Here is a 12,138-nt window from a genome sequence, read left to right as displayed (position 1 = left end):
TCTACTTGTCGGTGTCGACGACGTCGACGCGCACGCGGCGCCCGTCGGCGAGCGCGGCGACGAGAGTGCGGACGGCCTTGGCGGTGCGACCGGAGCGTCCGATCACGCGGCCGAGGTCCTCGGGGTGCACGCGCACCTCGAGGACCTCTCCGCGCGGGGAGCTCGTGGCCACGACACTGACCTCATCGGGGTTCTCGACGATCCCCTTGACGAGGTGTTCGACGGCGGGAGCGAGCACTGACTACGCCTCGGTGGAGGTCTCGTCGGCGGTGTCCTCGACCGGGGCGGCCTTGGCCGGAGCCTCGGACTTCGGCTTGAGGACGGGCTTCTTCTTCGCGTCGACGACGAACGGAGCCTTGGGCTCCTTCACCTGGACGGTGCTGACGGCGTCGGCGTCGCCCTTGAAGCGGCCCCAGTCGCCGGTCAGCTTGAGGATCGCGGCGACCTGCTCGGTCGGCTGCGCGCCGACTCCGAGCCAGTACTGCGCGCGCTCCGAGTCGACCTGGATGAACGAGGGCTGCTCGGTCGGGTGGTACTTGCCGATCTCCTCGATCACGCGGCCGTCGCGCTTGGTGCGCGAGTCGGCGACGACGATGCGGTAGTAGGGCGCCCGGATCTTGCCGAGGCGCTTCAGACGAATCTTGACAGCCACAATTCTCCTGTGTGGTCGTTGACCGGTGTCCGGTCGATGATGGATGAACTGAGCCGTGAGCGTGGGGGCACACCCGGCGGAAGCTCGAGGGGGTTTCGTCGGCGGTGAGTAGAGGGTCGACCGCCTCGGACCCGACGGATCATTCTGCCAGAAAAACCGCCCCGGTGCGGGCCCGGCACGCCGCCGACCAGCGGCACCCTCGCGGGAGCGGGCCGCGCGGGACCCGGAAGGCCTCCGCCGGGGCTCGGCGTCCGCCCCGGCCGCAGGTGGCAGGATGGCGAGGCGCGTCCCGATCGGCGGACGCCCGGATCCGATGAGGACCACGCCATGGAGATCAGCTTTGCCGCATCAGACCGCTCGACGCTCGGGATCGAGTGGGAGGTCGCGATCGTCGACCGGCAGACGGGCGATCTCGCCAACGTCGCCGATGTGGTGCTGGAGGCGCTCCGCAGCGACGACGGCGCCCCGCACCAGCACATCACCGGCGAGCTCCTGCGCAACACGGTCGAGCTGGTCTCCGGAGTGCACACCTCCGTCCGCGACGCCGTCGCCGACCTGCAGGACCAGCTGCGGCAGGTGCGCGAGATCACCGACCCCATGGGACTCGACCTCGTGTGCTCGGGCACGCACCCGTTCGCGCAGTGGTTCGACCAGGCCATCACGGACAAGGAGCGGTACCACCGCCTCATCGACCGGACCCAGTGGTGGGGCCGGAACATGATGATCTGGGGCATCCACGTGCACGTCGGCATCGAGCACCGCGACAAGGTGCTGCCGATCCTCAACTCCCTGCTCGACTACTACCCGCACCTGCAGGCGCTCTCGGCGTCGAGCCCGTTCTGGGGCGGAGTCGACACGGGCTACGCCTCGAACCGCGCGCTGATGTTCCAGCAGCTGCCGACGGCGGGCCTGCCTCCGCAGTTCGGTGCCTGGGCGAACTACGAGGAGTACGTCGACGACATGATGCGCACCGGCGTCATCGACGACCACACGGAGGTCCGCTGGGACATCCGCCCCTCGCCGCAGTGGGGCACGCTCGAGATGCGCGCATGCGACGGCCTCTCCTCCGCGGAGGAGATCGGAGCGGTCGCCGCGCTGATCCAGTGCCTCGTCGAGCACCTCTCGTCGCGGCTGGACGCGGGCGAGGACCTGCCGACGATGCAGCCCTGGTACGTGCGCGAGAACAAGTGGCGCGCGGCGCGCTACGGACTCGACGCCGAGATCATCCTCGACGCCGCTGGAGCGGAGCGGCTGGTCACCGACGACATCCGCGACCTGCTCGTCACCCTCGCACCGGTCGCCGAGCGTCTCGACTGCGTGAAGGAGCTCGGCGACGTCGAGCTGATCCTGGTCGCGGGAGCGAGCTACCAGCGCCAGCTGCGGACGGCGGCGGCGAACGACGGCGACCTGAAGGCGGTGGTCCGGGCGCTCGCGGGCGAGCTGCGCGACGGGCTCCGGGATCCCCGCTCATGACGCGTCCCGTCCTCCTCGCCGCAGCCGCGATCGGCGCGCTGGCCCTCGGCCTCGCCGGCTGCTCGTCCTCGACGACGACCGGCCCGGCGACCGCGTCCCCCGCCGGCACCGCCACTCCCCTCCCGACCGTCACCGCCGATCCGCTGCCGCTCTCGATCGGCGGCTCTCTTCCCGCCGGCTCCCGGGTGACGATCGTCGGCGACAGCATCGTGCGCGGTCTGACGGTCGACCCGGAGCAGGCCTGGCCCGCTCTCGTCGGCGACGACCTCGGCTGGGAGGTCACGAACCTGGGCTGCGACGGCGGCGGCTTCATCGAGCCGGGCGACTGCGGCGTCGCGATCGGCGACCGCGCGGAGGAGATCGCCGACACCCGGCCCGACGCGATCGTGCTGATCGCCAGCAGCAACGACCTGGGCTGGGATCCGGAGGACGTGGACGCCGCGATCGGGCCGGCGGTGGACGCGATCGTGTCCGCCTCGCCCTCGGCCCGGCTCATCGCGCTCGACTCGGTCTGGGGCCCCGACCCGCGCCCCTCCGATCTCGACGAGTACGACGCGGCGCTGGTCGAGGCCGTGACGGCCGCCGGCGGCGGGGCGCTGGAGTACCCGGACCCCCTCCGCGAGGACGGGCTGCTCGGCGAGGACGGCGTGCATCCCACCGTCGAGGGCCAGCGCGCCCTGGCCGACGCGTTCGAGGTGGCGGCCGAGAAGTCCGGCCTCGCCCGGGCGGTACCGACCGGCCAGAAGGCGACGGACGCGCAGGCGGCCTGACTCCGACACGGGGCGCCGCCGTGACGGCGCCCCGCCGGGTCAGCGGGCGGTGCTGTTCCGGCCGTCGCGCCAGCCGAGCAGGTCGCGCACGGGCGCGAGGTCGATGTCCGGACCGGTGATGCCGAGCGTGAACAGGCGGGCGCCCAGGTCGTACTGCTGGTCGAGCACATCGAAGGAGGCGTCGCCGACACCGCCGCGCACGCTCGCGCCGGTCGAGATCTCGATCGCGGCCGGGTCGCGGTCGACGCGGCCGCACCACTCCGAGAGCACGCCGAGCTTGCGCTCGAGCGTCGGGACGTCCGAGAAGCTGTGCCAGATGTCGGCGTGCTCGGCGACGATCCGCAGCGTCTTCTTCTCGCCGCCGCCGCCGATCATCACCGGGATGTCGCGGGTGGGCGCCGAGTTGAGCATCGACCACCGGCTGCGGATGCGCGGCATCGCCTCGGAGAGCTCGTCGAGGCGGGAGCCGGGAGTGCCGAACTCGTAGCCGTACTCCTCGTAGTCGCGCTCGAACCAGCCCGAGCCGATGCCGAAGATCAGACGGCCCTCGGCGCCCTTGGCGCTGATGTGGTCGACCGTGCGCGCCATGTCGGCGAGGAGGTCGGGGTTCCGGTAGCTGTTGCAGGTGACCAGCGGGCCGAACTCGATGCGGCTGGTCTGCTCGGCCCAGGCCGCGAGCATGCTCCAGCCCTCGAAGTGCAGGCCGTTCGGCTCTCCCGAGAGCGGGAAGAAGTGGTCCCAGTTGAAGGCGATGTCGACGCCGAGGTCCTCGAGCTCGGCGAGCGTGTCGCGGATGACCTCGTAGGGGACGTGCTGCGGTGCGATCTGGACGCCGATGCGGACGGGGCGCGCGTGTGCGGTTGTCATGCCCTCACGCTAGCGAGCGGTGCGCCTCACGGGGATCCCCGCTGCGGCCCCCGGAGGGACGGCGCGCTACTCCCCCGCCGGGTCCGGCGACGCCGAGGGCGCCTCGTCGCTCGTGGAGCGGGCGAGCTTGACGACGGTGGCCCCCTCGTCGTCGAACAGGCGGAGCCGTCCGCCGTCGATCGAGGCCATCGCCGCCTCCGAGAAGATCATCGGCAGTGCGACGCCGTCGCAGGCGATCAGCGTGCTCGGCCCGGCCGAGACGGTGAGGGCGCCCTCCTGATCGATCGACCACTCGCCCTGCGCGCCGTTGCATCCGTCCGAGCCCGTCCAGGACCCGTCCTCCGCGATCAGGAGGAACGGCACGTCGGGCGCGTCGTAGGACACGCCCGTCACCCAGCGGCCGACCAGGTCCTCCGGGGAGGGCGCCGACATCGCGTCGACCCCGGAGCCCTCGGCGCAGCCGGTGAGCCCGAGCACGGCCGCGAGGACGAGGATCCCGCCCGCGCGTCCGGCCGCGACCCGCCTCATCGCCCGAGGAGCTTCTGCAGCTGCTCGAGCTCCTCCGGCGTGGGCTGGGCGCCCTTGCCGGCGCCGCCCCCCAGGCCGAAGCCGGAGCCGCCCGCGTCGCCCGCGCGGGGCCCGGAGGTGATCGCCGCGTTCTCGGCCGCGCGCTTGGCGGGGTTGCCGGACTTGCTGCTCTTCTTCTTCTGCGGCTTCGGGCGGCCCTGGTAGCCGGCGCCCGGCACGGGGCCCATCCCGGGGACCGAGGGCATGCCGCCCTTGGCGACCGTCTTCATCATCTTGGCGGCCTGCTCGAAGCGCTGGACGAGCTGGTTGACGTCCGTGACCGTCATGCCGGAGCCGCGGGCGATGCGCAGGCGCCGCGAGCCGTTGAGCAGCTTCGGGTTGACCCGCTCCGCCTTCGTCATAGACTGGATGATCGCCTCGGTGCGCACGATCTCGCGCTCGTCGAACTGGTCGAGCTGCTCTCGCATGCCCTTCGCGCCGGGCAGCATGCCGATCATCTTCTTGATCGAGCCCATGTTGCGCAGCTGCTGCATCTGGCCGAGGAAGTCGTCGAGGGTGAACGTGTCCCCCATGATCTTCTCGGCGATCTTGCGCGCCTCGTCCTCGTCGAACGCGGACTGGGCCTGCTCGATGAGGGTCAGCACGTCGCCGAGGTCGAGGATGCGGCTCGCCATGCGGTCGGGGTGGAACTGCTCGAAGTCGTCGAGCGACTCGCCCGTGGAGGCGAAGAGGATCGGGCGGCCGGTGAGCGAGGCGACCGAGAGCGCCGCGCCTCCGCGGGCGTCGCCGTCGAGCTTGGAGAGGACGACGCCGGTGAAGTCGACTCCCTCCTGGAAGGCCTTGGCGGTCGCGACCGCGTCCTGGCCGATCATCGCGTCGATGACGAACAGGACCTCGTCGGGGTTCGTGACGCGGCGGATGTCGGCGGCCTGCTTCATCATGTCGGCGTCGACGCCGAGGCGTCCGGCCGTGTCGATGATGACCGTGTCGTACTGCTTGTCGGTCGCGAAGCGGATCGCGTTCTGAGCGACCATGACCGGGTTGCCGACGCCGTTGCCCGGCTCCGGCGCGTAGACCGCGACTCCGGCCTGCTCGCCGACGACCTGCAGCTGCTGCACGGCGTTGGGGCGCTGGAGGTCGGCCGCGACGAGCAGCGGGGTGTGGCCGTCCTTGCCGAGGTACTTGCCGAGCTTGCCCGCGAGGGTCGTCTTGCCCGCGCCCTGGAGGCCGGCGAGCATGATGACGGTCGGCGGGCGCTTGGCGAACTCGAGCCGGCGCGACTGCCCGCCGAGGATCGCGACGAGCTCCTCGTTGACGATCTGGACGACCTGCTGGGCCGGGTTGAGCGCCTTGTTGACCTCGTCGCCGAGGGCGCGCTCGCGCACCTTGCCGGTGAACTCCTTCACGACCTCCAGCGCGACGTCGGCGTCGAGGAGGGCCCGCCGGATCTCGCGGACGGTGCCGTCGACGTCCGACGCGGAGAGCTTGCCCTTCGTCCGGAGGTTCTTGAAGGTCTCGACGAGTCGATCGGAGAGGGTGCCGAAAGTAGCCATGATGCCCGGAATTCTACCTGAGGCCCGGAGGGTCGGCGGGCGGGGCCGCCGATCGGCTCGCGATCGGCGCGATCACCGCGGAGCGGATTAACTGGTCCGGGTCCAAGAACAGGGCTAGGGTGGCCCGGTGATCGAGACACTGGTGGCGGGCGACTCCGCGGAACCCCTGGACTACGCCGACGGCTGGGAGCTGCAGCGCCGCCTGCACGCCGAGGTGGTGGCGGGCTCGAGGCCGGACACCCTCGTGCTCTGCGAGCACTCCTCCGTCTACACCGCAGGCAAGCGCACCGAGGCGCACGAGCGCCCGGTCGACGGCTCGCCCGTGGTCGACGTCGACCGCGGAGGGCGGATCACCTGGCACGGCCCGGGGCAGCTCGTCGGCTACCCGATCGTGCGGCTCGGCGAGCCCGTCGACGTGGTCGCCTACGTCCGCTCGCTGGAGGGCGTGCTGATCGCCGCTCTCGACGACCTGGGCGTGCAAGGGCGGCGCGTCGACGGGCGCTCGGGAGTGTGGATCCCGAGGGACGGCGGCGCCGACAAGATCGCCGCGATCGGCATCCGCGTCGCCTCGGGCGTGACGATGCACGGATTCGCCCTCAACGTCTCGAACAGCCTCGAGCCCTACGCCCGCATCGTCGCCTGCGGCATCGCCGACGCCGGAGTGACCACGCTCGAGCGCGAGCGCGGCGAAGCTCCGCCCATGGAGGCGGTGCGGGCGCGGGTGGCGGCGCGCTTCTCGGAGGCGGCCCCCGCCTTCTCCGCCCGCATCGAGGAGGTCGCCGCGTGAGCGCCGAGGCCGGCGGCCGCAAGCTGCTGCGGCTGGAGATCCGCAACGCCGAGACGCCGATCGAGCGCAAGCCCGAGTGGATCCGAACGAAGGCCTCGATGGGCCCGGAGTACCGGCAGCTGCAGTCGCTGGTGAAGAGCGAGGAGCTGCACACCGTCTGCCAGGAGGCGGGCTGCCCCAACATCTTCGAGTGCTGGGAGGACCGAGAGGCGACCTTCCTCATCGGGGGCGCCCAGTGCACCCGCCGCTGCGACTTCTGCCAGATCGACACCGGGAAGCCCGCGGACTACGACGCGGACGAGCCCCGGCGCGTCGGCGAGTCCGTGGCGCGGATGAACCTCCGCTACGCGACCGTCACCGGAGTCGCCCGCGACGACCTGCCCGACGAGGGCTCCTGGCTCTACGCCGAGACCATCCGCCAGATCCACGCCCAGGCTCCGGGCACGGGGGTCGAGATCCTGGTCCCGGACTTCACCGGCCGCGCCGAGCACCTGCAGCGGGTGTTCGACGCGGAGCCGGAGGTGTTCGCCCACAACGTCGAGACAGTGCCGCGGATCTTCAAGCGCATCCGGCCGGCCTTCCGCTACGAGCGCTCGCTCGACGTGCTCACCCAGGGCCGGGAGGCGGGGCTGATCACGAAGTCGAACCTCATCCTCGGCATGGGCGAGGAGCGGGAGGAGATCTCGCAGGCGCTGCAGGACCTCTACGACGCCGGCACCGACATCGTGACCATCACGCAGTACCTCCGCCCGACGCCGCGGCATCTGCCGGTGGACCGCTGGGTGCACCCGGAGGAGTTCGTGGCGATCAAGGAAGAGGCCGAGGACATCGGCTTCCTCGGCGTCCTCGCGGGGCCCCTGGTCCGCTCCTCCTACCGGGCCGGCCGGCTCTGGGCGCGCTCGATGGAGTCGAAGGGGCTGCCGGTCCCGGAGCACCTGCGCCACCTCGCCGACGCGGCACTGGGCTTCTCGCAGGCCGTGTAGCCCGCCACCGGGACGGCGCCGGCGCGTCGTCCCGGGCGGGGCCGCTCAGCTGACGAGCTGCTGGGCGAAGACGTGGGGGGTGAAGCCGGTGAGGTCGCCGATGCCCTCGCCCTGGCCGACGAGCTTGATCGGGATGCCGGTGCGCTCCTGGACCGCGAGGACGAAGCCGCCCTTCGCTGAGCCGTCGAGCTTGGTGATGACCAGGCCGGTGACGCCCGCGTGCTCGATGAACGCCTCGGCCTGGCTCAGCCCGTTCTGACCGGTCGTCGCGTCGAGCACGAGCAGGATCTCGGAGATCGGGGCCTGCTTCTCGATGACGCGCTTGATCTTCGTGAGCTCGTCCATCAGCCCGCCCTTGGTGTGCAGGCGGCCGGCCGTGTCGATGATGACCATCTCGACGCCGGTGTCCTTCGCGAACTGCACGGTCTGGAAGGCGACGGACGCCGGATCCTGGCGCTCCTGCTGCGGGCGGACGATCTGGGCGTCGGCGCGCTGCGCCCAGGTGGCGAGCTGGTCGACCGCCGCGGCGCGGAAGGTGTCGGCCGCGCCGACCACGACGCTCCGGCCGTAGTTGCGGAGGAACTTGGCGAACTTGCCGATGGTCGTGGTCTTGCCGACGCCGTTCACGCCGACCACGAGGATCACGGCGGGGCGCTCGCTGAGCTTGAGGGTGGTGTCGTACTTCGACAGGCGCTCCTCGAGGGACTCGCGGAGCATCCGCTGGAGGTCGCGCGGGTCGGTGGTGGAGTATCGGGCCACCTTGGCGCGGAGGTCGTCGACGATCTCCTCGGTGATGTCGGGGCCGAAGTCGGCGGTGATCAGCGCCGTCTCGAGGTCGTCCCAGGTCTGGTCGTCGATCGTGCGCTTCTCGAACAGGCCGCGCAGTGCGCGGCCGAGCGACCAGGAGGTGCGTTCTGCCATGGGTCCAGGCTACCGGCGGGCGCGCCTCCGAGCGGTCGGGGAGGCGGGTTCAGGCCGGGGGCGCGGCGACGCGCTGGCCGACGACGGCCGAGACGCCGTCCTGCCGCATCGACACGCCGTAGAGGGCGTCCGCGATCTCCATGGTCCGCTTCTGGTGGGTGATGACGATCAGCTGGCTCGAGGTGCGCAGGTCCTCGAAGATGCTGAGCAGTCGGCCGAGATTCGCGTCGTCGAGGGCGGCCTCCACCTCGTCCATGATGTAGAAGGGGCTCGGCCGCGACTTGAAGATGGCGACCATGAACGCCACGGCCGCGAGCGAGCGCTCCCCTCCGGAGAGGAGCGACAGCCGCTCGATCTTCTTGCCGGCCGGCCGCACCGCGACCTCGATGCCGGTGGTGAGCAGGTTCTCCGGGTCGGTCAGCCGGATGCTGCCGGTGCCGCCGGGGAAGAGGACGGGGAACACGTCCGCGAACGCCGCCTGCGTGTCGTCGAACGCGGAGGCGAACACGGTCTGCATCGTCTCGTCGAGCTCCTCGATGATGGTGAGCAGGTCGCGCCGGGTCCCGGTGAGGTCGGCCAGCTGCTCGGTCAGGAACGCGTGCCGCTGCTCCAGCGCGGCGAACTCCTCCAGCGCGAGCGGATTGACGCGGCCCAGCTGCCCGAGCTGCTTCTCGGCCTTCTCGAGGCGGCGGCGCTGCTCCTCGCGGACGTAGGGCCGCGGCTCCTGCTCCTCGTCCGTCTCGTCGGGGACGCCGACTCCGGGACCGTACTCCTCCACCAGCACGTCCTCGGCGAGCCCGAGCTCGGACGCGGCGCGCTCGAGCAGACCGGTGAGCTGCAGCCTCTTCTCGTAGATCTGCAGCTCGAGGCCGTGGACGCTCTCGGTGACGGACTGGAGCCGGTCGCGCACGCTCCCCTCCTCGCGGCGGAGCCCCTGCAGCTCGGCGTTCTGCTGCGAGCGCGCCGCCTCGGCCGCGACGAGCTCGGCCCGGGCCTGCTGGACGGAGCGGTCGACGGAGGCGAGGACGGCGGGGAGCGCGGCGGTCACCTCGGCCGCGGCGTCGCGCTGGCGACGGCGGATCACGGCGCGGCGCGCGGCCTCGTCGGCGGCGGCGCGGTCGGCGGCCAGCTGGCGGGCCAGCGCCTCCCCGCGGGACTGCTCCGCCCGCACCCGCTCCTTGTCGGTCTCGACGCCGAGCCGCGCCTCGATCTCGCGCTCGCGTGCGGTGTCGACGTCGCGCTGCAGACCGTCGCGGGCGCTCGCGTCGAGCACCGGCCGAGGCCGGGCGCGCGCGGCGTCGAGCGCCGACCTCGCCTCCTGGGCCGCGCGCTCGGCGTCGCCGACCCGGTCCGAGGCGACGGCCAGCGCCCTCGAGCCCCGGCCGTGCTCGGCGGTGGCCGCCTCGAGCTGGGCGCGCACGCCGCCGAGCCGCTCGGTGTGGGCGGCACGGGCGGCGTCGTGCTCGCGGAGGGCCGAGAGCGCGCTCGCGGCCTGCTCCTTCGCGCCGCGGAGCGCACCGGTCTGCTCGGCGAGCTCGAAGCGGAGCCGGTCGATCCCGCCCTCGACCTCCTCCAGCCGGGCGGCGGCCGAGTCGCGCTCGGAGACGAGCTCGATCCGGCTGCGCTGCCCGCCGGAGCCGGCGCTCTGCACGGCGTCGGAGACGGTCGCGCCGTCGCGGGTGACCAGGACGGTGCCCGGGTCGATGCGCTCCCTCAGGCGCCGCGCCGCGGCGAGGTCCTCGACCACGAGGAAACGCTCGAGGAGCGAGAGGACCCCGGCCGGCGCCGTGACGAGGTCGCCCGCGCGTTCCGCCCCCTCGGGAACGGTGAGAGCGACGTGCGGCCGGGCGGCGTCGGCGACCAGCAGCTCGACGCGTCCGAGGTCGCGCTCCAGCGCGGCGTCCAGAGCCGCGTCGGCCCGGGCGGTCGACTCGACCAGCACGGCGTCGGCGACCGCGCCGAGGGCGGCGGCGATCGCGGCCTCGGAGCCCGGCCGCACCTGGATCCGCTCGGCGACCCGGCCGCGCACCCCCTCGATCCGGGCGGCGATCAGCTCGGCCGAGCCGTCCGAGACGTCGAGGGCCAGCGACAGGGCACCCGTGCGGGCGGCCAGCGCCTCGCGCTCGCGCTCCAGGGCGTGCAGCTCCTCGCGCAGCCGCTCGATCCCGCCCTCGGCGGCCGAGACCGCGGACTGGGCGAGCTCGTAGCCCTCGTCGAGGCCGCCGTCGGGGCCGCGGCCCGCGTCGTCCAGCTCGGCCTCCAGAGCGTCGAGCGCCCGCCGCGCCGCCTCCTTCCGCCGGTCGGCCGCGTCGAGGGTGTTCTGCGCGCGCAGGACCTCGCCCCGGACGGACGCGAGACGGGAGGCGGCGGTGTCGGCCTGCCCCGAGAGGGTGGAGAGTTCGAGGTCGTAGCGCGAGACGAGGGCCGCCTGCGCGGCGATCTCCTCGTCGACCGCGTCGAGGGCGGAGCGGGCGGCGACGGTCGTGCCCTGCGCCTGGACCCACGCCGACTCCGCGTCGAGGACGGCCTGCCGCAGGCGCTCCAGCTCGACCCGCGCCTCCTCCACCTGCGCCGGCGTCACGCGCGGCTGGATCTGCGGCTGCTCGGACTCGAGCTCGAGCATCGCGAGCCGCTGCCCGGCGAGGGCCGAGAGGTTGCGCAGCCGCTCCTGCACCGACTCCAGCTCGAACGAGGTGCGCCGGGCGTCGTCGACCGCGTCGCCGACCACCTCCGCCTCGATCCGCGCTCGCCGGAGCGTCGCCTGCTCGAGCCGCTGCTGCAGGACCACCCGCTCGCTGTGCCGCTCGCTCTCGGTGCGGGCGAAGCCGTCCAGAGCGGTCCGGAGCTCGACCACGTCGTCGGCGAGCAGGCGCGCCCGGGCGTCGCGCACCACGGCGGCGATCGTCTGAGCCTGCCGTGCGACCTCGGCCTGGCGCCCGAGGGGCTTGAGCTGGCGCCGGATCTCGCCCGCAAGGTCGGAGAGGCGGGTCAGGTTCGCCTGCATCGCCTCGAGCTTGCGGAGCGTCTTCTCCTTGCGGCGTCGGTGCTTGAGGATCCCGGCGGCCTCCTCGATGAACCCGCGCCGCTCCTCGGGGGTCGCGTGCAGCACGGCGTCGAGCTGTCCCTGCCCCACGATGACGTGCATCTCGCGCCCGAGACCGGAGTCGCTCAGCAGCTCCTGCACGTCGAGCAGCCGGCAGCCGCGTCCGTTGATCGCGTACTCGCTGCCGCCGTTGCGGAAGAGGGTCCGGGTGATCGTCACCTCGGTGTACTCGATCGGCAGGGCGCCGTCCGAGTTGTCGATGGTGAGCGCGACCTCGGCGCGGCCGAGGGGTCCGCGGGTGGAGGTGCCCGCGAAGATGACGTCCTCCATCTTGCCGCCGCGGAGCGTCTTCGCCCCCTGCTCCCCCATCACCCAGGCGAGCGCGTCGACGACGTTGCTCTTGCCCGAGCCGTTGGGGCCGACGACGCAGGTGACCCCCGGCTCGAAGGCGAACGTGGTCGGCTGAGCGAAGGACTTGAACCCCTTGAGGGTCAGGCTCTTCAGGTACACCCGGCCGCCTCGCTCCCGTCCACAACGCCTCCACGGTAGCCGACGGCCGCG

Annotated in this window: 11 protein-coding genes; 4 read left to right on the top strand and 7 right to left on the bottom strand. The window is 72.6% G+C overall.

The window, feature by feature from the left end; translation table 11 throughout:
* Position 1: 1 nt before the first annotated feature.
* Complete coding sequence (locus C5C63_RS09500) at positions 2-238, bottom strand: RNA-binding protein (RefSeq protein ID WP_068210678.1); 237 nt, start codon at positions 236-238, stop codon at positions 2-4.
* 3 nt (positions 239-241) lie between these two features.
* Complete coding sequence (rpsP, locus tag C5C63_RS09495; protein ID WP_104223912.1) at positions 242-652, bottom strand: 30S ribosomal protein S16; 411 nt, start codon at positions 650-652, stop codon at positions 242-244.
* Between the two features lie 327 nt (positions 653-979).
* Here rpsP and C5C63_RS09490 point away from each other — a divergent pair, with 327 nt between their 5' ends.
* Positions 980-2,125 carry a glutamate--cysteine ligase gene (locus C5C63_RS09490; protein WP_104260574.1) on the top strand — a complete coding sequence of 382 codons (1,146 nt, stop codon included), beginning with the start codon at positions 980-982 and terminating at the stop codon, positions 2,123-2,125.
* Positions 2,122-2,895 carry an SGNH/GDSL hydrolase family protein gene (locus C5C63_RS09485; RefSeq protein WP_104325932.1) on the top strand — a complete coding sequence of 258 codons (774 nt, stop codon included), beginning with the start codon at positions 2,122-2,124 and terminating at the stop codon, positions 2,893-2,895. Before C5C63_RS09490 ends, C5C63_RS09485 begins: the two co-directional genes overlap by 4 nt.
* Positions 2,896-2,934: 39 nt before the next feature.
* On the opposite strand, the gene C5C63_RS09480 is transcribed toward C5C63_RS09485, so the two are convergent.
* From C5C63_RS09480 to ffh, 3 genes are all read right to left on the bottom strand, one after another.
* Positions 2,935-3,762, bottom strand: a complete 828-nt coding sequence (locus tag C5C63_RS09480) for an LLM class F420-dependent oxidoreductase (protein ID WP_104325931.1) — start codon at positions 3,760-3,762, stop codon at positions 2,935-2,937.
* A 66-nt stretch (positions 3,763-3,828) separates the two neighbouring features.
* The gene (locus C5C63_RS09475) at positions 3,829-4,290 is read right to left on the bottom strand and encodes an META domain-containing protein (RefSeq protein WP_104325930.1); all 462 of its coding nucleotides are present in this window, start codon (positions 4,288-4,290) and stop codon (positions 3,829-3,831) included.
* Positions 4,287-5,843 carry a signal recognition particle protein gene (gene ffh, locus C5C63_RS09470; RefSeq protein ID WP_104325929.1) on the bottom strand — a complete coding sequence of 519 codons (1,557 nt, stop codon included), beginning with the start codon at positions 5,841-5,843 and terminating at the stop codon, positions 4,287-4,289. Before ffh ends, C5C63_RS09475 begins: the two co-directional genes overlap by 4 nt.
* Positions 5,844-5,970: 127 nt before the next feature.
* Between ffh and lipB the strand changes: the two genes are divergently transcribed.
* A complete protein-coding gene (gene lipB / locus C5C63_RS09465; RefSeq protein WP_104269060.1) occupies positions 5,971-6,630 on the top strand; it encodes a lipoyl(octanoyl) transferase LipB in 660 nt (219 codons plus the stop codon).
* Positions 6,627-7,613: a lipoyl synthase gene (gene lipA / locus C5C63_RS09460; protein WP_104226884.1), complete on the top strand. Its 987-nt coding sequence runs from the start codon at positions 6,627-6,629 to the stop codon at positions 7,611-7,613. The genes lipB and lipA overlap by 4 nt, the downstream gene beginning before the upstream one ends.
* Before the next feature lie 45 nt (positions 7,614-7,658).
* Here lipA and ftsY read toward each other — a convergent pair whose 3' ends face one another.
* Positions 7,659-8,534, bottom strand: coding sequence for a signal recognition particle-docking protein FtsY (gene ftsY / locus C5C63_RS09455; RefSeq protein ID WP_104223920.1), 876 nt, complete (start codon positions 8,532-8,534; stop codon positions 7,659-7,661).
* Positions 8,535-8,583: 49 nt separating this feature from the next.
* Positions 8,584-12,087: a chromosome segregation protein SMC gene (gene smc, locus C5C63_RS09450; RefSeq protein ID WP_104325928.1), complete on the bottom strand. Its 3,504-nt coding sequence runs from the start codon at positions 12,085-12,087 to the stop codon at positions 8,584-8,586.
* Positions 12,088-12,138 lie beyond the last annotated feature (51 nt).

The sequence above is a fragment of the Rathayibacter sp. AY1B8 genome (assembly GCF_002932775.1).
GTDB lineage: Bacteria > Actinomycetota > Actinomycetes > Actinomycetales > Microbacteriaceae > Rathayibacter.
This window is presented reverse-complemented; position numbering and strand designations above follow the sequence as displayed.